General features: G+C 45.8%; 20 protein-coding genes, 2 tRNA genes and 1 pseudogene. 6 read left to right on the top strand and 17 right to left on the bottom strand.

Annotated elements, in window-relative coordinates:
* The first annotated feature begins 92 nt into the window (after positions 1 to 92).
* On the top strand, positions 93 to 2801 hold the full coding sequence (gene ppc, locus AC9UGD_RS03090) for a phosphoenolpyruvate carboxylase (protein ID WP_509569399.1): 2709 nt from the start codon (positions 93 to 95) through the stop codon (positions 2799 to 2801).
* A 16-nt stretch (positions 2802 to 2817) separates the two neighbouring features.
* Here the strand turns inward: ppc and pth are convergent, their stop codons facing one another.
* From pth to rsmI, 10 genes are all read right to left on the bottom strand, one after another.
* Positions 2818 to 3387 (bottom strand): aminoacyl-tRNA hydrolase, encoded by a 570-nt coding sequence (pth, locus tag AC9UGD_RS03085; RefSeq protein ID WP_509569396.1) that lies wholly within the window; start codon positions 3385 to 3387, stop codon positions 2818 to 2820.
* Positions 3388 to 3405: 18 nt separating this feature from the next.
* A complete protein-coding gene (locus AC9UGD_RS03080) occupies positions 3406 to 4023 on the bottom strand; it encodes a 50S ribosomal protein L25/general stress protein Ctc (protein ID WP_509569393.1) in 618 nt (205 codons plus the stop codon).
* A 154-nt stretch (positions 4024 to 4177) separates the two neighbouring features.
* Positions 4178 to 5158 (bottom strand): ribose-phosphate diphosphokinase, encoded by a 981-nt coding sequence (locus AC9UGD_RS03075; protein WP_509569390.1) that lies wholly within the window; start codon positions 5156 to 5158, stop codon positions 4178 to 4180.
* 4 nt (positions 5159 to 5162) lie between these two features.
* Positions 5163 to 6581 (bottom strand): bifunctional UDP-N-acetylglucosamine diphosphorylase/glucosamine-1-phosphate N-acetyltransferase GlmU, encoded by a 1419-nt coding sequence (glmU, locus tag AC9UGD_RS03070; RefSeq protein WP_509569387.1) that lies wholly within the window; start codon positions 6579 to 6581, stop codon positions 5163 to 5165.
* A gap of 39 nt (positions 6582 to 6620) precedes the next feature.
* Positions 6621 to 6695, bottom strand: a tRNA-Gln gene (locus AC9UGD_RS03065).
* Between the two features lie 51 nt (positions 6696 to 6746).
* Positions 6747 to 7661, bottom strand: a complete 915-nt coding sequence (locus AC9UGD_RS03060; RefSeq protein ID WP_509569384.1) for a 4-(cytidine 5'-diphospho)-2-C-methyl-D-erythritol kinase — start codon at positions 7659 to 7661, stop codon at positions 6747 to 6749.
* A gap of 21 nt (positions 7662 to 7682) precedes the next feature.
* The gene (gene rsmA / locus AC9UGD_RS03055) at positions 7683 to 8525 is read right to left on the bottom strand and encodes a 16S rRNA (adenine(1518)-N(6)/adenine(1519)-N(6))-dimethyltransferase RsmA (RefSeq protein ID WP_509569382.1); all 843 of its coding nucleotides are present in this window, start codon (positions 8523 to 8525) and stop codon (positions 7683 to 7685) included.
* Positions 8522 to 9382 (bottom strand): TatD family hydrolase, encoded by an 861-nt coding sequence (locus AC9UGD_RS03050; protein ID WP_509569379.1) that lies wholly within the window; start codon positions 9380 to 9382, stop codon positions 8522 to 8524. Before AC9UGD_RS03050 ends, rsmA begins: the two co-directional genes overlap by 4 nt.
* A gap of 3 nt (positions 9383 to 9385) precedes the next feature.
* Positions 9386 to 10954 (bottom strand): methionine--tRNA ligase, encoded by a 1569-nt coding sequence (metG, locus tag AC9UGD_RS03045; RefSeq protein WP_509569376.1) that lies wholly within the window; start codon positions 10952 to 10954, stop codon positions 9386 to 9388.
* Complete coding sequence (rsmI, locus tag AC9UGD_RS03040) at positions 10951 to 11793, bottom strand: 16S rRNA (cytidine(1402)-2'-O)-methyltransferase (RefSeq protein WP_509569373.1); 843 nt, start codon at positions 11791 to 11793, stop codon at positions 10951 to 10953. The genes metG and rsmI overlap by 4 nt, the downstream gene beginning before the upstream one ends.
* A 48-nt stretch (positions 11794 to 11841) precedes the next feature.
* Between rsmI and AC9UGD_RS03035 the strand changes: the two genes are divergently transcribed.
* Complete coding sequence (locus tag AC9UGD_RS03035) at positions 11842 to 13113, top strand: dolichyl-phosphate-mannose--protein mannosyltransferase (RefSeq protein WP_509569371.1); 1272 nt, start codon at positions 11842 to 11844, stop codon at positions 13111 to 13113.
* On the opposite strand, the gene AC9UGD_RS03030 is transcribed toward AC9UGD_RS03035, so the two are convergent.
* The 3 genes from AC9UGD_RS03030 to AC9UGD_RS03020 are packed head-to-tail and all read right to left on the bottom strand — an operon-like array spanning position 13114 to position 15427.
* Positions 13114 to 13890: a SepX/GlpR family protein gene (locus AC9UGD_RS03030; protein ID WP_509569368.1), complete on the bottom strand. Its 777-nt coding sequence runs from the start codon at positions 13888 to 13890 to the stop codon at positions 13114 to 13116.
* 48 nt (positions 13891 to 13938) lie between these two features.
* Complete coding sequence (locus tag AC9UGD_RS03025) at positions 13939 to 14508, bottom strand: GNAT family N-acetyltransferase (protein WP_509569365.1); 570 nt, start codon at positions 14506 to 14508, stop codon at positions 13939 to 13941.
* Between the two features lie 4 nt (positions 14509 to 14512).
* Entirely contained in the window at positions 14513 to 15427 is a 915-nt protein-coding gene (locus AC9UGD_RS03020) for a molybdopterin-binding protein (protein ID WP_509569363.1), read from the bottom strand.
* 55 nt (positions 15428 to 15482) lie between these two features.
* Between AC9UGD_RS03020 and AC9UGD_RS03015 the strand changes: the two genes are divergently transcribed.
* Complete coding sequence (locus AC9UGD_RS03015; protein ID WP_509569360.1) at positions 15483 to 16025, top strand: 5-formyltetrahydrofolate cyclo-ligase; 543 nt, start codon at positions 15483 to 15485, stop codon at positions 16023 to 16025.
* On the opposite strand, the gene AC9UGD_RS03010 is transcribed toward AC9UGD_RS03015, so the two are convergent.
* Genes AC9UGD_RS03010 through AC9UGD_RS03000 form a run of 3 tightly spaced genes read right to left on the bottom strand, consistent with a single transcriptional unit; the run spans position 16015 to position 19531 of the window.
* A complete protein-coding gene (locus AC9UGD_RS03010) occupies positions 16015 to 17160 on the bottom strand; it encodes an acyl-CoA dehydrogenase family protein (protein WP_509569358.1) in 1146 nt (381 codons plus the stop codon). The genes AC9UGD_RS03015 and AC9UGD_RS03010 overlap by 11 nt on opposite strands.
* Positions 17160 to 19007 (bottom strand): bifunctional copper resistance protein CopD/cytochrome c oxidase assembly protein, encoded by a 1848-nt coding sequence (locus AC9UGD_RS03005; RefSeq protein WP_509569355.1) that lies wholly within the window; start codon positions 19005 to 19007, stop codon positions 17160 to 17162. The genes AC9UGD_RS03010 and AC9UGD_RS03005 overlap by 1 nt, the downstream gene beginning before the upstream one ends.
* Positions 19004 to 19531, bottom strand: coding sequence for a copper resistance CopC family protein (locus AC9UGD_RS03000; RefSeq protein ID WP_509569352.1), 528 nt, complete (start codon positions 19529 to 19531; stop codon positions 19004 to 19006). The genes AC9UGD_RS03005 and AC9UGD_RS03000 overlap by 4 nt, the downstream gene beginning before the upstream one ends.
* 100 nt (positions 19532 to 19631) lie before the next feature.
* Here AC9UGD_RS03000 and AC9UGD_RS02995 point away from each other — a divergent pair.
* The 3 genes and pseudogenes from AC9UGD_RS02995 to purU all read left to right on the top strand — a co-directional run.
* Positions 19632 to 19826: pseudogene (locus AC9UGD_RS02995) on the top strand (FmdB family zinc ribbon protein); the annotation flags it as partial.
* Between the two features lie 186 nt (positions 19827 to 20012).
* Complete coding sequence (locus AC9UGD_RS02990; RefSeq protein WP_509569349.1) at positions 20013 to 22118, top strand: MMPL family transporter; 2106 nt, start codon at positions 20013 to 20015, stop codon at positions 22116 to 22118.
* Positions 22119 to 22137: 19 nt separating this feature from the next.
* A complete protein-coding gene (purU, locus tag AC9UGD_RS02985) occupies positions 22138 to 22977 on the top strand; it encodes a formyltetrahydrofolate deformylase (RefSeq protein ID WP_509569346.1) in 840 nt (279 codons plus the stop codon).
* Between the two features lie 11 nt (positions 22978 to 22988).
* Here the strand turns inward: purU and AC9UGD_RS02980 are convergent.
* Positions 22989 to 23061: transfer RNA gene (locus tag AC9UGD_RS02980), tRNA-Arg, on the bottom strand.
* Positions 23062 to 23081: the final 20 nt, after the last annotated feature.

Genomic DNA, 23081 nt, shown 5'->3' with positions numbered 1-23081 from the left:
ATTTCCTTTTGGAGGGGGGTCCAAATGGAGGGGCTTGATGACCCAATTGTAATTTGTTTTGAGCAGACCCTGTTACCTGAGAGGATTGCCCAATGAGCCAGAGTCCAATCGCTGCAGATGATGCAGGGTTACGTAGCGATGTGCGCCGACTGGGCGATTTGTTGGGTCAAACTCTTGTCCGCCAAGAAGGGCCCGAACTTTTAGCATTGGTAGAAGAGGTTCGTAAATCTGTGCGCGAAGGCAATGGCGCAGAAATTCTTGCCAAACTGTCGGTCGAAGACTCGGTCCAGTTGGTGCGCGCTTTTAGTACTTACTTTCACTTAGCAAATGTTGCTGAACAAGTGCACCGTGCTCGTATTCTGGCTGATGCTCGTGCAACTGGTGGTTCGTGGTTAGCGCGCGCAGTTGATCAAATTGAAATTGCGCTAAAGGCCCAAACACCTGGACATGAATTAAGCAAAGAAGATATCGAACAATGGGTAGGCGCGATGTCTGTGCGACCTGTTTTCACGGCGCACCCAACTGAGGCTGCACGACGTTCGGTCTTAAATAAATTAGGAAGCATTGCAGAATTATTAGATGATCCACGAAATCCTTCGCAGCAAGATCGTTTGGCGGAAACAATTGATTTGCTGTGGCAAACCGATGAGCTTCGTTTAGGCCAACCAGAACCTTTGGATGAAGCACTTAATGCCTTGTATTACTTAGATGACCTTTTCACAAAGACAGTTCCGGAAGTTCTCAATGACTTTGCGAAGGAAATGAAGCGCATCGACGTTGAAGTCCCGATAACTGCTAAGCCATTATCTTTTGGTAACTGGATCGGTGGAGACCGCGATGGAAATCCAAATATTACTGCGCAGGTAACAACTGATGCCATGGTGCTGCAGGTTGGACATGCGATTCGTGTAACTATTGCCGCAATGAATGACTTGCGTCAGATGCTGTCGGTTTCGACTAAAATTGTAGGAGCAACACCAGAACTCTCGGCATCAGTTGCAGATGATCTTGCGAACATTCCAGAGTTTGAGCCACGCTTTTTACGACTGAATGCAGAAGAGCCATATCGCTTAAAGGCAACTGCGATCGTGCACCGATTGGCCGCTACACGTGATCGTCATGCAAAAGGTGCGGCACATGTGCCCCATCGCGATTACGCGAACACGGCAGAACTGCTGGCGGATCTTGTGTTGATGCGTGATTCGTTGTTGGCACACCGTGGCGAATTAATCGCTACAGGCTTGCTTGAGCGCACAATTCGCACAGTAGCCGCCTTTGGCATTAATCACGCCACTATGGATATTCGAGAGCATTCAGATGCGCACCACAATGTTTTGAAGCAAATCACCGGTGTGGATGGATATCTCGCAAAGTCACATGATGAGAAGTTCGAACTACTAACCAAGCTTTTAGCTGATACAACAACTTTTGATACCTCGGTACTGGATGCATCAGGCAAAAAGACATTGGATACTTTTGTAGCCATCAATGATTTGATTGACCGCTTTGGACCAGAAGCAATTGAGACCTATATCGTTTCAATGACTAAGGGTGCAGATGATTTGGTTGCCGCAGTAGTTATCGCGCAGCATGCTGGGTTAGTTTCACTAAGTGAGAAAAAGGCAATTGTGGGATTTGCACCGTTGCTTGAAACTGTTGCAGAACTTCGTGCTGCTGGCGAAATTCTTGAAAAGCTACTGAGTAATCCCGCGTATCGAGAAGTTGTTTCTCTGCGGGGTGATGTGCAAGAGGTAATGCTTGGGTATTCAGATTCTAATAAAGATGCCGGAATTGCGACCAGCCAGTGGGAAATCCACCGTGCGCAACGTTCTTTGCGTGATGTTGCAATCAAGCACGGCGTCAAGCTTCGCTTGTTCCATGGTCGTGGTGGTTCTGTTGGTCGCGGTGGCGGCCCAACATATGATGCTTTGATCGCATTGCCTTGGGGATCTGTTGATGGTCAGATAAAAATGACAGAACAAGGTGAAGTGATTAGCGATAAGTACGCTTTGCCATCACTTGCTCGCGAAAATGTTGAATTAACATTGGCGGCATCTTTAGAGGCAACGGTTCTAAATCGTGGTCCACGTCAGACTCCAACAGAATTAAAGTCTTGGGGCGATTGCATGCAGTTGCTCAGCGATGCATCCTTTAAGCAATACCGATCATTAATTGATCAACCAGATTTACCTGCCTACTTCTATTCATCAACACCTGTAGAACAACTTGGTAATTTGTTTTTGGGTTCGCGTCCATCTCGTCGCCCAGATGCGGCAGGCGGACTGGATTCATTGCGCGCAATTCCTTGGGTATTTGGCTGGACTCAATCACGTCAGATTGTGCCTGGTTGGTTTGGTGTGGGCTCTGGGCTAAAGGCGGCACGCGAAGCGGGACATTCTGATCTTTTATCTCAGATGTTAAAAGATTGGCATTTCTTCACAACATTTATTAGCAATGTTGAAATGACACTTGCAAAGACGGATTTAGTACTTGCTAAACGTTATGTAGAAACTCTTGTACCTGCTCACCTTCATCATTTCTTGGATGAAATCCAGGCTGAGTTTGATTTAACTATTGCAGAAATATTAAAGCTGACAGGGAAAAAGAGTTTGCTTGGAGATCAAGAGATTTTAGCTAGAACATTGCAGGTTCGTGATGCCTATCTTTCACCAATTCATTTGTTGCAAATCAACCTGTTGAAGCGGGTACGTGACGCGGGTGAAACTGTAGATCCGGTTTTACGCCGTGCGCTGCTACTAACAATTAATGGTGTTGCTGCAGGACTTCGCAATACTGGCTGATTTAGCCAATCTATTTTTAGCTGTTGAAGGCAGATTGTGTTGCTTCTAAACCTTTAGTGATTAAGGATTCAACAACATCTGCGCCACGATCAATAAACTCTGCCAAATCTTTGTGCTCAACCTTTGAGAATGCTTTTAAGACAAAATCAGCTGGATCTTGCTGGCCCATGGGGCGACCAATACCTAAACGAACGCGATAGTAATCAGGGCCATCAAATGAGGATGTCATGGATTTCAAACCGTTATGGCCATTATCGCCACCAGCGAATTTTGTACGAATAGCAGCAAAGGGAATATCTAACTCATCGTGCAACGCAATAATATTTTCAGGCTCTACTGAATAGAAGTTAGCCAACGCTTTGATTGGTCCGCCAGTTTCATTCATGTAGCTTTTAGATTTAGCAAGAATTATTGAATGTGTGCCGGCATCTAATTTGTATGCTGCGATATCTGTGCGGGATTTATGTGATGAAAACTTGATCGAATGGCGACGAGCTAACTCATCGATCACCATCTGGCCGATGTTATGACGTGTGGCAGCGTATTGATCTCCTGGATTACCCAGTCCAACTACCAACCACGTCATAACAACAAAGCCTAAGGGTTAAGCGTCCTTCTTCTCGGCATCTGCAGCAGGTGCTGCAGCATCTGTTGCTGCTGGTGCTGCTACTTCTTCTGCAGCTGCAGTTGACTTCTCAGACAAGTGAACAACGATTGTCTTTGGATCTGATTCGAGTTCGACGCCTGCAGGAAGCACAACATCTGATGCGTATTTTGAAGCACCTGACATAAGACCTTGGATATCAACTTCTAGGAAGCTTGGAATAGATGATGCATCAACACGTACATCGATTGTGTTATTTACATGCTCAAGGATTCCGTCACGATCATGCTCACCAACTGTGTGAACAGGAACTGAAACAACAACCTTTTCTCCACGACGGACCAACACTAGGTCAACGTGCTCGAGAATCTGCTTGAGGAAATCGCGAACAATTACCTTTGGAAGAGTTAGCTCACTCTTGCCATCAATTGTGATGTCCAAAAGAACGTTTGACTGCTTTAGCGCAACGCCAAGTTCCTTTGCAGGAAGAGTGATGTGTAGCGGCTTTTCTCCGTGACCGTAGATAACAGCAGGAACTAAACCATCGCGGCGTGCACGACGTGATGCGCCCTTACCAAATTCTGTACGAGTGGTTCCGACCATCTTTACTTCTGCCATTTTTTATCTCCCTGTTTTTCTGGTTCTTCGGTGCGTACACAAAGTTCCAGCAGGAGAAAAATCCCTTACCCGTCGATCACGGAAAGCTATTCGCTACCCTCGCCGGAACAGGTCGAACAGTATCTTTTGGGCCTGCATTGAAGCAAATTGAGGCTTAGGAATGACCATCAAACAGGCTGGTAACTGATCCATCCTCAAAGACCTCGCGGATTGCGCGGCCCAGAAGTGGAGCAATTGAAAGTACGGTCAAATTATCGAATTTTTGATCCTCTGTAATTGGCAAAGTATTAGTGATGACAACTTCAGATGCACGGCTGTTCTTTAAGCGATCTACTGCAGGACCGCTAAAGACTGCGTGAGTTGCAGCAATGATTACATCTGCAGCACCTGCATCAAATAACGCATCTACTGCTTTTGTGATTGTGCCAGCTGTATCAATCATGTCATCGATAACTACGCATGTTTGTCCTACAACATCACCAACCACACGGCCAGTGATTGACTCATTAGGAACGCGTGGATCACGTGTCTTATGAATAAATGCAATCGGGCAGCCACCAAGAAGATCTGACCAACGCTCTGCAACACGTACTCGGCCTGAGTCAGGGGAAACAATTGTTAAACGAGTTCGATCAACTTTGCTGCCAACATAATTAGCAAGCATCGGCAATGCAAACAAGTGATCTACGGGGCCATCAAAGAACCCTTGAATCTGTGAAGTGTGCAGGTCAACAGCCATCAAACGATCAGCACCTGCGGTTTTGAAAAGATCGGCAATCAAGCGAGCTGTGATTGGTTCGCGTCCGCGGCTCTTCTTGTCTTGACGTGCGTAGCCATAAAAAGGAGTAACTACTGTGATGCGTTTTGCAGATGCGCGCTTCAAAGCATCAATCATGATCAACTGTTCCATGATCTGCTTGTTAACTGGATCTGTGTGACTTTGAATAACAAATGCGTCGCAACCACGAACTGATTCTTCGAAACGAACAAAAATTTCACCGTTTGCAAAATCATAGGCAGACATTGGTGTTAATGGAATGCCAAGCTCGGCGGCTACTTCATCAGCTAATTCGGGAAATCCGCGGCCTGCAAATAGGCGCAATCTCTTTTCAGAAGATAAACGGATCTCGCTCATGTATCTAGCCTTTCTTCTGACGTGCTTCGGCGGCTTGTGCGGATTTACTTCCTGCGCGCTTGCGCAGAACCCAATCTAATACATTTCTTTGCTTTGCTCGGCCAACACCAATTGCGCCGGCCGGAACATCTTCGGTAATCACTGATCCAGCTGCTGTATATGCACCATCTCCGATTGAAACTGGCGCAACAAGCATTGTGTCGCTACCAATTCGGACCTGATCGCCAACTGTGGTGTGATGCTTTTCAACTCCGTCGTAATTAACGAAAATTGTTGCCGCTCCAATGTTGCTGCCCTCACCGATTGTTGCATCGCCAACATAGGACAGATGTGGCACCTTTGATCCGTTACCAACGACTGCATTTTTCATTTCAACAAATGCACCAGCTTTTGTTGCATCACCCAGCTGGGTTCCTGCTCGCAAATAAGTAAATGGGCCTACCGTTGCGCCCTCGCCAATCACGGTTTGGGTAGCGATTGATTCAAGTACGGCAGCACCTTCTTTAACAACACAATCTGTCAATGTGGTGCGCGGTCCAATCACGGCCCCTGATGCAATCTTTGTGGATCCAAGAAGGGTGGTACCTGGATGCAGAGTCACATCATTTGCAATTTGAACAGTTGAATCAATCCAGGTTGTTGTTGGGTCAATTATTGTGACACCTGCCCGCATCCATTGATCATTGATGCGATCACGCAGCATTGCCGCACTTTCTGCTAACTGCACCCGATCATTGACGCCAAGGGTTTCAGTGAAATCATCAATCATGATTGCAGCAATTGATTCACCGGCAGATTTTAAAATTCCGATTACATCAGTTAAATACAGTTCGCCCTGAGCGTTTGCATTTGTTAACTGCCCAATAGATGCCGCAAGCTTTTCTCCATCAAATGCGTACACGCCACTGTTAATTTCGTAGATGAATTTTTCGTCATCCGTTGCATCTTTTTCTTCAACAATGCGCAGTAATTCATCGCTGTCATCACGAATTATTCGTCCATAGCCTGTTGGTTCTGGATGTTCGGCAGTTAAGACAGATGCGGCAAATTTTCCTGCTGCATGTGCTGCGACAAACCGTGCCAATGAATCACCTGAAAGCAACGGTGTATCTCCAGCTAAAACTAAGACTGTGCCTTTCGGGGCATTACCTGCGAGCGCTAACTGCGCAGCATGTCCTGTGCCACCGCGGTGTTCCTGGAAGACAGTTGTTGCTTTTGGAGAAATATGTGCGATGTGTGCTTCCACTGCTTCGCGGCCCGAACCGACAACGATTCGAAGTTCAGTTGGATGTAGGTGATCTACTGCGTGCAGAACATGTCCAAGTAGCGAACGCCCTGCAACGCTGTGAAGAACCTTGGGAGTTGCCGACTTCATGCGTGTGCCTTCGCCTGCGGCTAGGACAATCACGGTTTGTACGGTCACGAGTGAAGTCTATCGGGATGCTTTGTTAAGAGCGGCGAGTGGCTCCGCCACCAGGTATCGATCCTGGACCCTGGGCTTCAAAGGCCCATGTGCTAGCCACTACACAATGGCGGAACGCATATTCTCCCTCATAAATGGTGGTGCTTGTGACCAACTGCGCCCCGATTAGGAGATTACTTTCGCTCCCGCCACAGGGCCATATGCCCGCACAACGCTGCCCACTACCCCACTGGCGGTTAATGCGACCGTTAAATCAAGGCCTGCTTCAACGTCAGCAACCAAAAATGCAACTGTTGGGCCAGAACCAGAAACTATTGCACCTAGCGCCCCGTATTCCTGTCCAACATCTAAAACTAACCGCAGTGCAGGGCGCAATGAACATGCAGCAGCTTGCAGATCATTGACCAAAGATTTGCCAACGGCTGGAGAATCGGCGGCCAATAGCGCTTGCATTAATCCTTCATGAGTTTGCGGTTCGACAATTTCCAATTCAGCTCGCAAGCGATCACATTCGGCATAGACGGCTGGTGTTGATAATCCGTGTGTCGATAGCGCAAGCACCCAGTGATAGGTACCGCGTGATAATGCTGCGGTTAATTGATCGCCACGGCCTGTGCCAATTGCAGTTCCACCACTTAACATAAATGGAACATCGCTTCCCAGTTGTGCAGCAATCTCAACCATTTCTTCTCGAGACATTCCGAGTGAGTAGAGGTAATCGATACCAACAATTGTTGCTGCAGCATCTGCGCTACCGCCCGCCATTCCGCCAGCAACCGGAATCGATTTCTTGATCTCGATATGTGCATCAACAGTTAAGTCGTACTCTTTTGAAATCAGAGCAACAGCTTTTGCCGCCAGATTATTTGCATCCGCCGGAACCCCATGGGTTTGCTCGCCTGATATTGCAATCGTTAATCCGGCACCAGGTTCGGCTAATTTAATTGTTACATCATCAAAAATTGAAATTGCCTGAAAAACTGAAACCAAGTTGTGATAGCCATCGGCTTCTTTTGGTCCAACAGATAATTGAAGGTTGACCTTTGCAGGCACGCGCACGGTCACACTTTTTACTGGCATGCGGTGACCCTATAACTGCAATTAGAAAATGTCAGGTGCAACGGCTGCAATCTTGCAAAAAGATTCAACCTGTAAAGCTTCACCCCGAAGTGTTGGATCGATTCCGGCCTTAATCAAAATCGCTTCAGCGGCGGAAGATGATCCATAAAGGCTAGAAAGGGCTGATCTCAGCATCTTTCGACGTTGCGCAAAGGCGGCATCAATAATCGTGAAGACTTTTTCCCGCGATTCTTCACTTCCTGCTGTTTCGCGACGGGTAAATCCGACTAACTTTGAATCCACATTAGGGGCTGGCCAAAAGATTGATCGAGACACCGTTCCAACATTTTTTACATCAGCCCACCATGCCGCTTTAACACTTGGGATTCCGTACTCCTTGCCACCAGGTTTTGCTGCTAACCGATCTGCAACTTCGGCCTGCACCATGACAACACCTGTGCGTACCGATGGAAACTTCTCTAGCAGGTGAAGCAACACGGGGACCGAAACGTTGTATGGCAAATTTGCAACTAAAACCGTTGGCGCAACTGGCAAATCATTAACGGCCAGTGCATCCTTGTTTATAACAGTTAAGTTTTCTGGATGATCAAAATGTTGTGCAACCGTGATTGGCAGCTGTTGTGCCAGACGGGGATCAATTTCTACCGCAATAACGGATTTCGCTACCTCTAACATCGCAAGCGTTAAGGATCCAAGACCCGGTCCAATTTCTAGGGCAATGTCAGCACTTGTTACACCTGCGGTACGAACAATCTTGGTACAAACATTTGAATCAATTACAAAGTTTTGCCCAAGTGACTTAGATGGCTTTAAATCTAACTGTGCTGCAAGTTCGCGGATTTGTGCCGCACCTAGCAAGGTCATGGTGCGAAGGAACCAAAGATACGTTCGGCATTATCGCCAAGTGCTGATGCTAGCTCTGCTAGATCTTGATTTCGTTCTGCTGCCATCGCTCGCACAATCGTGGCAATTTGAGCAGGGGTATTGCTTGCGCCTCGATGAGGAGCTGGGGATAAGAATGGTGAATCAGTTTCTACTAATAATTGATCAAGCGGCACAAGCTTTACCGCATCGCGCAAAGCAGGTGCATTCTTAAAGGTCAAGGTCCCTGCAAAAGACAGGATGTAGCCGCGCTCAATACAGGTTTTAGCCATATCGACATCGCCTGAAAAGCAGTGAAAGACAGTCTTTTCCGGGGCCCCAACTTCTAGCAGCACAGATAGAACATCATCATGCGAATCACGATCATGGATAACTAAGGCTTTGTTCGTCTTCTTAGCTAATTCAATGTGCCACTTAAATGAATCCTGTTGGCGCTTTCGAAGCTCGGGTGGGGTGCGGAAATAATCTAATCCTGTTTCGCCAATTGCTCGTACCCGTGGGTGCTGAGCAAGCTCTTCGATGATTTTCAAATCCGCGTCAAGATCTGCAACAACTGGAGCTTCATTTGGATGTAGTGCAACCGCAGCTAAAACAGTTGTGTTCCATTTATCGGCCGCTTGTACGCACCATTTAGATTGTTCTGCTGAATAGCCAACTTGCACAATTCGATCAACATTGACTGATCGCGCTTCGGCAATGACATCTGCTACCTCTTGTGAATCAAATTCTGCATCAGTGACGATTTCCATATGCGCATGTGCATCTACTGTTGGAACCGGCAAAGGTTCTGGCAATGGCGCGCGAGGTCTGTCGATATCGCGATTGTGGCGATCAGCCATTTTTTATGTGGCTGGAGTTTCTAAACGTGGGAACAAAACCGTTGTCTTTGTGACTGTTGCACCAGCTGGTAGCTGTCCCCATGTTGCAACCGCTGAAATCTTTTGTGCGGACAAATCTCCGAGCGTTGCTTGTGCACCAAGGCTCTGCCACAAGATCTCGCAGGTTTGTGGCATTACTGGGTGTAGCAATATCGCAAGAGCACGCAGAGATTCAGCGGTGTTATACAAAACCTCTTCGAGCACCGCTTGATTTGCAGGATCCTTTGCAAGAATCCACGGCTCTTTAATTGTTACGTAACCATTTACTTGCTTACAAAAATCCATGATCGCCAAAATTCCGCCTTGGAAATCAAGTGCGCACATTGCAGCATCAGCCTTTGCAACTGTTTCCTTCAACGCCGCTTCTAATCCTGCATCATGACTAACCGCTGGAAGTGAGCCTGCGCAGTACTTTTCAACCATTGCTGCGCTGCGAGATGCGAGGTTTCCGAAGTCATTTGCTAACTCAGATGTGTAGCGGGCACTCATATCTTCCCAGGAAAAGGATCCATCTGTTCCAAATGGAATTGCGCGCAAGAAGTAATAACGGAAGGCGTCGATTCCAAAGTGATCAGTGATGTCCTTCGGAGCAATACCAGTCAACTTGCTTTTACTCATTTTTTCGCCACCGACTAATAACCAGCCGTGTGCAAAAACTTTCTTTGGCACAGCAAGACCTGCAGCCATCAACATCGCCGGCCAAATAACTGCATGGAAACGCAAAATATCTTTTCCAACAAGATGAACATCTGCTGGCCAGGTTTGGGCAAACTTTTTGCCGCCTTCAGAATCTGGTGCATCTGTTAATCCAACGGCAGTTGCGTAGTTAAGTAATGCATCAAACCAAACATAGACAACTTGATCGGTATCCCACGGGACAGGGATTCCCCAGTCAAAAGTAGAACGTGAAATTGAGAGATCGGAAACGCCACCTTCTAGAAAAGATACAACCTCGTTGCGTGCACTTTCTGGTTGGCAGGCATCAGGATTATCTCTGTAATGAGCAAGAAGTGGTTCTACAAAAGCAGATAATTTGAAGAACCAATTATTCTCATTTACTAGCTCGATTGGTTTGCTGTGGATCGGACAGCACTTAGCTCCATCAATATCAATTAGGTCGCCGGGAAGTTTGAACTCTTCGCAACCAACACAATAAGGGCCTTCATATTTACCTGCATAAATATGGCCAGAGTCTTTCAGTGACTGCAAAAACTTTTGTACTCGTTCGGTGTGACGCTTTTCAGTGGTGCGGATGAAATCATCATTGGCAATATTTAGGTGTTCCCAATTTGGCTTCCACGCCTCTTGAACCAACTTGTCGACCCATGCTTGAGGAGCGACATTATTGTGTTCAGCGGTGCGCATAACTTTCTGGCCATGCTCATCTGTTCCAGTTAAAAACCAAACTGAATCGCCCTTTTGTCTATGCCAACGGGTCAAAACATCGCCTGCAACGGTTGTGTACGCATGCCCAATATGAGGGGCATCGTTGACGTAATAAATCGGCGTCGTTAGATAGAAAGACTTAGTCACTGGCTCATCTTATTGGCATCAACGACCGCGGCATAAACTAGACGCTTTGCGATGCCAAACTCTTCAGCAACCGTCGCGATCGCCGACTTTCGATCCATGCCTACAGCCTCAAACTCGCGAACTCGACCCACCATATCTGCAGCGGTCAAAGCTGCCGAATCAGCAACTGCACCAGCAATGACAACCGTAATTTCGCCAAGGACTTCATTGCTTGTTGCCCATGCGGAAAGGTCAGCAAGGGTGCCTCTGATGGTTTCTTCATATCGTTTTGTCATTTCACGGCAGATCGCACCCAGTCGTTCTGCACCAAAGGTGTTAGCAGCATCAATTAATGAATCAGCTAAACGATGTGGTGCTTCAAAGAAAACCATAGTGCGCTCTTCAAATCTAAGTTTTTCAAATGTTGCCAATCGTGCCCCGGCTGTACGTGGCGGGAAGCCTTCAAATGAAAAACGATCTGTAGGAAGACCTGATAACGCAACAGACATTGTGACCGCACTTGGGCCTGGGATAACTGAAACTTCAATACCTTCGGCGATTGCATCTCGCATTAAACGGAAACCCGGATCGCTAATTGTTGGCATTCCTGCATCTGAAACAACCAGCACTGTTGCACCACTCTTTAGTTCGGAGATTAGTTCACGGGTGCGATCTTCCTCATTACCTTCAAAGAAGGAAAGTACCCGTGCGGTAAAAGTGACTTCAATATCGGCACATAAGCGATGAAAGCGACGAGAATCCTCCGCCGCAATAATTGAAGCGCTTTCTATTGCACTTTTTAGTCGAGGGCTTGCGTCTCCAGGATTTCCCAATGGAGTAGCTGCCAAGATGAGCGTCATGGGCTAATCCTCTCAGTAATTATGAGCAAACGCCCATACTCTTGTCCTATGGCCGTTATTGCTCCGATCCTGATTGCTCTTGCATCTTTTGTGCTTCGGGTTATCAATCTGGGATTGCCGAAAGGTTTTGTCTTTGACGAGGTTTATTACGTAGATGGCGCACGAGATCTTCTGAAATATGGAGTTGAGATTGATGGCACCAACCCCGAATTCATTGTTCATCCCCCTGTTGGTAAATGGCTCATAGCAAGCGGAATTAAGTTGTTTGGTGACAATGAATTTGGCTGGCGTTTTGCTTCTGCTGTTTTTGGAACCCTGTTGATTCTGCTATTTGCGCGATTGGTTCATGTTCTGTTTTATTCGCCCTTGTTAACAGCGTTAGGTGCAGGTTTGATGGCGCTGGATGGATTATTGCTAGTGCATTCACGCACTGCACTATTAGATTTGTTCTTAACATTTTTCACTCTGATGGGTGTTTTGTTGTGGCATCGTAATCGGCACATTTGGGCAGGCATCGTCTTTGGATTGGCAATTGGATGCAAATGGAGCGCCGTCTATTTCGTGGCCATAGTTGGTTTAATAGCGGTATATCGAATACTGATTGCACATGACATCAGGAAATCTTTTAAGCCAATTGCTGCAAAGATTGCACAATACGGTCTATTACCTATATTTGTTTACACACTAGCTTGGGCTGGATGGTTTATTTCTGATCGTGGTTGGAGTCGACAGTGGTCAACAAATCCATTTTTGTCATGGCTTCACTATCACTCCGAAATGCTTAACTTCCATACTGGATTAACGCAAACGCATCCATACCAAGCAAATCCCTGGAGCTGGTTAATAATGGGAAGACCAACCTCCTTTTTCTATGCCTCTCCAAAAGAATGTGGTGCAAAGGATTGCGCTCAAGAAGTTCTAGCGTTAGGTACACCAATTTTGTGGTGGGTAGGAACTATTGCAGTGGCAGTAGTAGTTGGTTATTGGATCAAGTCACTGATACATCATCGAATTGATGCTGCAGCAACCATTGTTGTTATTGGCCTTGCAGCAGGTTATCTACCGTGGTTTGCGATGCAGCAGCGCACAGTATTTGCTTTCTATGCGATCGTTATTCAACCATTTTTGATTTTAGCAATTGTTTACTGCGCTAAATTATTATTGGGTAGTGGTTTAAAACCAGTGGTCTCACAATCAATTGTGGGGGGCTTGTTTGCCCTGATTGTGCTGTGTTTCCTGTATTTTCTCCCATTATTTACGGCGCAAGTTATTACCTACGAAGATTGGCGCCTTCGCATGTGGTTTGAATCGTGGATTTAATTATTCGTTGACAGCGCGAGAATTATTTAAGCGTTCTACTGCTTCATCAGCTAATTGTTGATCAAAGATTTGATCACGCGATGGCGAGGCTGCGGCAAGTGCTTCACGCTCAAGACGTTCTTGCTCTTCGCTCCATTGACCCGGAGTTGTCAGATCAATTACGCGCTTTGCGGTTACGGCCTTCGGAGCATTCACATATGTTGGAACGGGAACTTCAGTTGGTTCCCAAGCATTTCGAACTACTGCGGATCCCTTAGGCAAAATAACAACACCTTTTAGTTCGCGTTCAGATAATGGAATCCAATGTTCTGTACTTGGCTTTGGCTGCACAACTTCGGCTAAGTTGGTTGCCGAAACACCAGAGCTGCGGCGGTGAAGCTGAGTTACACGGCGTTTATGCAATTGATCTGCAATCACATGTCGACGAACATTTGCGACATAAATTAACATTGCAGACAATGGAACCGCGGCGTAAATAAATGGCATCGTATTCATAACTCCACCTACCAATGTTGTGATGAGTGAAAAAGCGATTAGCGCAAAAATGATTCTTCGACGCAAAAGACTCTGGCGAATCTTTGCTTCACGATCAAGATCTATATGAATTGCTCCACCAGCTGTGAAAGTTTGTGGAGATTGATTTGCAACGACCCTTAAGGCGCTTTTGAAGCGTTCAACTGATTTTCCAGAAAATTCATTACGGTCATGTATCCAACGAGGTGCAAAATAAGCGACCCACATACCGATGATCGCAATATAGATAAGTCCCGAAGTCATGATGGATTAATCTAAAGGAAGGGGTGGCGCTTTTATGGGATTTAAGTACTACTTAATCTCAGAATTTTCCTTAACAAAACAGATGTGATCTCGCCACTGGCCATCGATATGCAGGTACCTAGGACGGTCACCTTCGTAAATGAAGCCGGCTTTTTCAGCTACCCGTCGACTAGAAGCATTCTCTGGTCTCAGATTTATCTCAACCCGGTGAAGTTTCAGGAGCTCAAAGGCATACTGAGTAATCATTGTAACCGCCGCAGTTGTATAACCTCGATTGGCGAAATTACGATCTATCCAATAGCCAATGTGCCCCCCGCGCATTGCTCCATAAATCACACCACCCAGGGAAATTTGGCCAATCAAGTTCTTGCCATGCCAGATTGCAAAGGAAAATGAGCGACCATTGCGTGCTTCGCGATTAAGAATTCTCACCATTTCAAAGTATGAAGGTAGCTCTTTATAGCTTTCTTGGCTGATTGCAGGGATTGTTGCCTCCCAGGGCGAAAGCCAATCACGATTTTCTGCTCGTACTTTATTCCACACCAAGCGATCACGAAAACGTAATGGCCGCAAGAAAATTTCTTCGTTTTCTAAGAGTGCAGGCCAGCTGGTGCTCATGAGACTAGATATATCGGCGCTCAAGAACTACAACAGTTACCTGGACGCCAGTTTTCATTTTTGTGTCATTTTCAGCAACTGCAATAAATGCATTTGCATCCGACAAAGTTGATTGTTCATCTTGATCGGCAAGGGGCGTGACAGATTTTCCGTCGTCTGCCAAAATAGCTCGAATATAAGAACGCATTCCTAATGCTGACTCGATTGGTTTTTCAAGTGCTGCTTTCACCGATGGACGGTGAATTGTTGCCGCCCCCAACATTGTCCGAATCATCGGGCGAACAAAAAGTTCAAATGAAATGTATGCCGCAATTGGATCGCCTGGCAGAGTCACAACGGGTGTGTTATCGGGACCAATTGTTCCAAAGTTATGGCGACCGCTTGCTTCGATCGCCAAATCTACGGTGGTGATTGCCCCAAGGCCAGCAAGTGTGCGTGAGATCAAATCAAATGAATCATCATTACGTTCTCCACTAATGATGATTAGGTCTGCACGCACTAATTGATCCTCAATGACCTTTTGCAATTGTGCTTCATCATCTGGAATTGAATGAACTCGATATGCAACTGCACCTACTTCGCGAACTGCAGTCGTTAGCAGCCAAGAGTTTGTTTCATACTCATCGCTAGTATTTTTCAGCGGCTGACCTGGCTCAACTAAGTCGGGGCCTGCAGATAGAACTACAACACGTGGGTGCGGACGAGTTGGCAGATGATCACGACCAATCGAAGCGGCTAATCCAATCTGCGTAGAACGAATACGAGTACCGGAGCGCAAAACTAATCGCTCACCTGCATAGATATCTTCCGCAAGAGTTGCCCCGTGCGCATCCAGCAACGGCATTTCAAATGGTTCAAGTGGTTTGCAGATGGCGAGTAAGGAGGTTAGAAACTCATCTACCCGTGTGTGTTCTGACATAATCGAACCCTACTTGTTGAACAGATTAATCCTTGGGATTTAACGGGAGATTTAAATGACAGATCAGAAAATCGCGTTACGTGAAAGAGCCCGTCGCGAACGTTCTCAGAAATTTACCCCTTGCAACTTTAATGTCATCTTGAAAGCACCAGAAATTGTCGCAGCCTCAACAGTGGCCTCGTATCTTTCCTACGAGTTCGAACCAAGTACCATTGAAATCAATGAAGCATTCCTGAGAGCTGGAAAGACACTCCTTCTGCCACGTATCAATGGCGATCAATTGGACTGGGTCACATGGAATGGTGATCCCAATCAGTTGATCAAGAAAAAGAAGATCGTAGAACCTCTTGGTGATGCGTTAAAAGATCTTTCACAGATATCAGTGGTTATTGTTCCGGCACTTCGCATTGATCAAGCTGGATTTCGATTAGGACAAGGTGGAGGTTACTACGATCGCGCCCTGCCACATTTAACTGCCTGGAAAATTGGTTTGGTATATGCAGGTGAATTAAACAGCGAAGAACTTCCACATGAAGCGCATGACATCCCATTGGATGCAGCTGCGTCGCCTTCGATAGTTGTGCGCTTTAACCGTTAGGTAAGTTGCGCGCCATAACAATGCGCTGAATCTGATTTGTGCCCTCATATATCTGAGTTAACTTTGTATCGCGCATCATTCGCTCTACTGGGTAATCAGTGACATATCCATATCCACCCAAAACCTGAATTGCATCTTCAGTTACCTTCATGGCCATGTCACTTGCAAAACACTTACTGGCTGCTGAAAAGAAGCGAAGATCTTTCTCGTTATTTTCACTTTTAATCGCGGCCGAATATGTAAGCAGTCGCGCCGCTTCGATATTCATCGCCATATCGGCCAACATAAATTGAATCGCCTGAAAATCAAAGATTGGCTTACCAAATTGATGTCGCTCGTGTGCATATTTAGTTGCGACATCAAATGCACCCTGTGCGAGTCCGATTGCTTGTGCAGCAATTGTGATGCGAGTGTGATCAAGCGTGTTCATTGCTAAAGCAAATCCTTGTCCTACTTCGCTGATCCGGCGATCATCGCTTAATTGAACGTTGTCAAAATAAACTTCTCGAGTCGGAGAGCCACGCATTCCCATTTTCTTTTCGGGTGCACCAAATGAAACTCCAGGATCTGACTTCTCAACGATAAAGGCGGTTATCCCCTTTGTTCCAAGGGATGGATCACTCTGTGCGACTACAGAATACAAATCTGATTCACCTGCATTTGTAATCCACTTCTTGCTACCGTTTAGTATCCAGCCATCACCTGAGCGTTCGACCTTGGTTCGCATGGCAGATGCATCTGAACCAGCTTCTGATTCCGATAAGCAGTAAGAGAATCCTTCACCCTTTACTAAACGAGGCAACCAACGCTTTTTCTGCTCGTCATTGCCACCCAAAATTAAAGGCATAGAACCAAGTTTGTTAACCGCCGGAATCAATGATGAAGAACCACATGCACGAGCTACTTCTTCGATGATCAAAACAGTTGCTAGGGCATCTGCTCCATCGCCACCAAATTCAGTTGGAACATGCGCTGCATATAATCCACTTTTGATCAGAGCATTCTTAGCCTCTTGCGGAAAGCGATGGTCTTCATCAACAGCTTGAGCATGCGGTGCAATCTCTTTTTCAGACAATGCTCGAACGCTGGCGCGTAGCTCTTTGTACTCTGACGGTAGATCAAATAGGTTTTCCATTAGGACTCATTCTTATCGCGTTGTGCCAGCTTTTGTAGGTACTGATTATAGTTTGCAAGATCATCTGGCTGACCCATAGCTGCTTGACGCACAGTATTGCGATCAATTCTCTTGGCTTCGCGGGCGTCTTCCCGTCGCCAATTGATAAAAGTTGCCACTAGAGCCATCAAAATTGGAATTTCGCCCATAGCCCAACCAATTGAAGCGCCCAGCTTTTGGTCGGCTAAAACATCTGTAAGCCATGGCGTCTGAAGCGATGCAAAATAACCTTTATCAATCAAAGTGGTCATGGACATCAGTGCAATCGAGAAGAAGGCATGGATACTCATAGCAGCAAACAAAATAACAATCTGGACCAAATGCGGAATTTTGCGTGGGTTTGGATCAATTCCAATTACGACAAAGAAGAATAGGAATCCTGCTGCCAAAAAGTGTAGGTTCATAACCAAGTGGCCCAGATGGCTTTGCATCATTCCTGCAAACAAATCAGTGAAATACAAAGCAAATAGTGATCCATCAAAAATTAGTAATGCAACGACAGGGTTGGTGTAAAAAACTCCAACTTTAGAATGTAGTGCAGCCAAAAGTGAGCCACGAACACCACGTTCAGATGGAGTTCGTCCTTGGGGCAGGGTCCGTAAAGCCAATGTCATTGGTGCTCCAAGGACTAAGCCGATTGGTGCAACCATTGCAAGCATCATGTGAGCGAGCATGTGATATGAAAAAGAGAATTGTGCGTAAAGACCTAAACCACCGCTTGTAGCAAAATCAATGACTGAAATTCCAAGTGCGAATGCAATGGTGCGACCTATTGGCCACTTATCGCCACGCTTTGTCAAAACAATTACGCCCTTTATATACAGCGCCACTATCACAACTAATATTCCAATCATCAGCGCATCTGGTTCGTAGCTTAAGAAAATGCGTGACCAAGTTGGATTTGGCGGAGTCGCAATACCTACAATTGAAAGGCCTGGATCAAATTTCTGAGTGCCCGGACGATCAGGTGAACTTGTATTTGATAGCCAGGCTCCCATTGCAACGGTAACAACCATGATGATTGCTTCAACAGTAAGCAACTTTGCAAAACCAGCCCAGTTGATTGATTCCTTACCTTCAAGATTTTTGCGATGTAAATAGCCAAGTCCCACTAAAGCAATCGTTGCAACTGTTTTTGCTATGACTATGTAGGCATATTGTGAATTCCAGGCAGAGGCAAAATTGAGCCTGGCCCATGCATTTATTGCTCCACTCGTGACTACGGCAATAGCTGACCACAATGCCAACTGGCTAAAGCGTGGGACAGCAATTGCGCGATCAGATGGTGAAAGCAATGCAATTGCGAGAATTCCGCCAACCCACATCGATAAGGCGATTACATGAATTACAAGCGACCCAATGACTAAAGAGTGCGAACCTCCGGATGCGGCATGACTTTGAAAGACCGGCGCAATCAATCCAACAATCGAAAGTAGCAATAGGACAATAAGGCTCAGAATCTTCTTTGCTTGGAAGGTACAAGCAAAAACAAACAATGCAATTACTGCTTCGAAGGCCAGATACTGTCCCAAAGTTATTTGAGTAATAAATGACCTAATTGTCGTTAGATCGAGCGCTCCAGATAAAGGTGTATCTAAAATCTGAGCAAGGGTGAAAAGAATTGAACCCGAAACTCCGAAAAACCAGGCAGCTGCAGATGCTTTTAGAAAATTCCGTAACTTTTCACTGGAAGTTGAAACTTTACCCTCAATATCGAGGAGCAAAAAGGTCATGGCTATAAGCGTGCCGATGGTTGCAAAACCACCAAGTAGATTTAAATATTTAAACGCGGTATTTAAAAAATTCATCGATCAGCAAATAATTTACGCGCATATAGCGAAAGGCCAACCGTCACAAGAACTGCAGCGAAGAGCAAAACAATAACGAAAACATTTGTTCCCCAACTACTACTTGCAGGTGTTTGTGATTGTGTTGGTTCTGGAGAAGGGTTAGCCGTAGAAATTACACTGGGTGCTTGATACTTAAATGTAAAACTTCCTTCAAGTGGCGCATCGCCCTCGGCAGCCAAGGAATATGTGACTGTGTAAAACCCTGATTCATCTAAAGGTCTAATACCAACAGTTGCACTCATGTCGCTGATGTAGATAGTGCCATCATCAACCCGCACTCCATTGGGATCTGTCACGGTAATTGAACTTGCATCAGGTGCATCAGCTAGCAAAGTAACTTGACCGGTAACTGTCACATTTGTAGGGGAAACCGAGAGAGTTGAGCCACTAATTGGATTGGTGCTTACTAATGTATTTGCAGAGACGTTTGTCACCCCTAAAAATGTAAGTAGCAGAATCGCTGCAATCCGTGTGCGGCTCACTTTTCCCTTTCGGAAGGACTTGGGAAGTCCCTCAATTCGCGCCTATCGTCTCACTTCTTTACACTTACTGCCTAGCCTTATTTCCTGAATGGAGACTGTGATGCCTACATATCAATATGCATGCACCGCATGTGACCATGAATTTGAGGCAATTCAATCCTTCTCAGATGATTCTTTGACCGAATGCCCGCTGTGCAAGGGTGAGATCCGAAAGGTCTACACCGCAGTAGGCGTTGTATTTAAAGGTTCAGGGTTTTATAAAACTGATTCAGTTAAAAAGTCCACCGTCGCTGATGTGCCAAAGGTAGCGCCAGCACCCAAGACGGATTAATCCTCGTGATGTGGTGGTTTGTCTGACTTAATTTCTGCTTCGCGTCGAGCCCGCTCGGCAGCAGCTTCAGGATCGATCTCATCTGAAGTTACGTTAGGAAAGAGATCGCTCATGGAATTGATTCTACAACGTTAAAGAGAAGAGAAGAACATGTTTGAGAAATTGGGCCACTACTTAGTTAAGCACCGTAAAGGCGCTGTTGTGCTCTTTGTTGTTGGCATTCTTGTAGCAGGCGGATTCGGTTCATTGGCATTTAGCCGTCTCGATTCAGCTGGCTATTCTGACCCAAAAAGCGATTCTTACAAAGTTTACGAGTACCTAAATGATGAATTGAAGTTGTCTGATCCAGCAGTTGTTGTTGTCGTTGATTCAGGTTCAATTGATGTGAATGATCCTGCTATTGCTCAAAAAGGTTTAGCGTTAGAGAAGAAAATTGGTCAAGAAGCCGGGGTCTCAAAAACACTTTCTTATTGGACAAGTGGTGGCGAACCGACTTTGAAATCGAGTGACGGAAAAGCCGCCTACATTCTTGTTTATGGTGATAGCGATCCTTTTTCAGCACAGGGGCAAAATCTTGGTGAACTATTCCAGAAAAATTATGATGGACCTTATGACGGACTAACTCTGTATGCGGGTGGAGCCTCTGTTGTAGGACATGCAATTACAGAAAAGATTTCGGAAGATCTTAAGGTTGCAGAACTGATTTCTATCCCGCTTACATTCATTTTATTGACACTTGTTTTTGGAGCGTTGGCTGCTTCAGCAATGCCGCTCATCGTTGGTGTGGCAGCAATCTTGGGGGCATTTTTTATTCTTTACTTATTCACACTCTTTACAAGTGTGAGTATCTACGCCCTCAATCTAACGACAGGTATGGGCCTTGGACTTGGTATCGACTATGCATTATTGATGGTGAATAGATTCCGCGAGGAGCTTCATCGTGGAAAAAGTGTAGAAGATTCGATAGTCACAACAATGGGAAGTGCCGGAAAGACGGTCTTTTACTCTGGTATGACTGTGCTCGTGACTTTATTGTCACTTACTTTCTTCCCGCTGCCTTTCTTAAAGTCATTTGGATACGCCGGTGTTTCAGTTGTGGCACTTGCAGTAGTCGGAGCAATTATCGGATTACCTCCAATCCTTGCACTTATGGGCTCAAAGATTGATAAGGGTGTTGTTCGTCGTTCTGCAATTACTCCAAAGGAAGACGGACGTTGGGCGCAAACAGCTCGCTTAGTAATGAGGCGTCCGGTAGCTGCAGTAGTTCTTTCTTTAGTAATTCTTGGAATCATGGCTGCGCCAATTACTAACATTAAATTTTCACAAGGTGACTCACGAATGCTGCCTGCCGATAACAAAGCAGCAATTGCAACTGCCCTTCAAGCTGAGAGATTTCCAGGCCAAACAGGAAATCCAATTGAAATTGTGATCAGAAATGGTTCGGACAAGCTTGAGGAGATAAATGCATACGCAGCCAAGGTAGCAAAGGTTTCAGGAATTGTTGCTGTGTTGCCACCAGCAATTATTGGTAAAGATGTAAGAGTCATTGCTTACCAAGAAATGTTGCCACGAACACCTGAAGCACAAGCGCTCATTCATAATGTTCGAGATGTTGAGGCACCTGTTGGCACTTTAGTTGGTGGTGTTGCTGCTGACTACACAGATTCACAAGATGGTATTTCGCGCACCTTGCCATGGGCGTTGGGTTGGGTGATTCTTTCCGTCCTTGTACTGATATTTATCTTTACTGGATCAATTATTTTGCCAATCAAGGCGGTGCTCCTGAACTTCCTTTCCCTTGGCGCAACCATGGGAGCACTAACGTGGGTCTTTATCAATGGACACCTTCAGTGGCTAGTTGGTTCATTCACGGTTACTGGAACGTTAGATACCTCCATTGTTATTTTGATCGCTGTCGTGGTCTTTGGATTATCAATGGACTACGAACTCTTTTTACTTTCTCGTATCCGCGAAGAACACTTAGCTGGAAAAACTAATGTTGAATCTGTAGCAGTTGGTCTACAAAGATCAGCTCGCATCATTACAGCCGCGGCATTGTTGCTTGCCGTTGTCTTCGCATCGTTTATTACAAGCGGAGTTACTTCGATTAAATCCATGGGCTTTGGTGTTGCACTTGCCGTAATCCTGGATGCAACCATTGTTCGCGGTCTATTAGTGCCGGCACTTATGCGTTTATTTGGTGAGCGCAACTGGTGGGCACCTAAATGGATGCAGCGATTTACTCTTCATCACTAAGGTCGCGTACCCTACGGACATGGATTTAATCGCTTCCCTGCAATGTGAGGATCAGCCTGGCATCGTTCATGCGATGACTTCTGCTGTACTTGCCTGTGGTGGAAACATTATTGAAAATCAGCAGTTCACAGATCCCACAACACAAACCTTTGTAATGCGAACCCGTTTTGAAACGGCGCAAGGGCTAGAGGGTGCAACAAAGAGTTTGAATGATGGCTTGTCTAAGTTCAATCCTTCCTTACACATTCGCCCAACCTCACAAAAGCCTCGCGCACTAGTAATGGTCACTAAAGAGAGCCATTGCTTAAGAGATCTTTTGTACCTAGAAGATCTTGGCGAGCTAAATGTCGAAATCCCTCTTGTGATATCAAACCGAGAAGATTTACGTGCCTTAGTTGAATCCCATGGAATCAAGTTTCTATGTTTACCGGTTGCCGAAGAAACTAAGGTGTCTCAAGAGGCTGAGATTCTGAATCAGATTAAAGACCTAAAAATTGATTTCGTCGTTCTTGCTCGCTACATGCAAATTTTGTCTAAGGAGTTCTGCGACAAACTGCCTGGAAAGATAATTAACATTCACCATTCTTTTTTACCTGGATTTAAAGGTGCAAAGCCGTATCACCAGGCGCATGAACGTGGTGTAAAGATTATTGGCGCTTCCGCTCACTTCGTAACAAGTGATCTTGATGAAGGCCCAATCATCGAACAAGATGTTGCACATGTCACTCACATCGCTTCACCTGAAGAATTAATTGCAATCGGTCGCGATATTGAGCGGAGAGTATTAGCAAAAGCTGTGAAGTTTTATGCAGATGACAAAGTATTTATCGTTGGAAAGCGAACAGTAGTTTTTTCGTAACTTTAATTGCGTGTCCCCGGCGGGAGTTGAACCTGCGACCTACCGCTTAGGAGGCGGTTGCTCTATCCACTGAGCTACGGGGACCAAAACACGCAGTGCTCTTC

The organism is Candidatus Planktophila sp. (genome assembly GCF_044232745.1).
Taxonomy (GTDB): domain Bacteria; phylum Actinomycetota; class Actinomycetes; order Nanopelagicales; family Nanopelagicaceae; genus Planktophila.
Note: the sequence above shows the minus strand (reverse complement) of the source record. Positions and strands in the feature narration are given on the sequence as shown.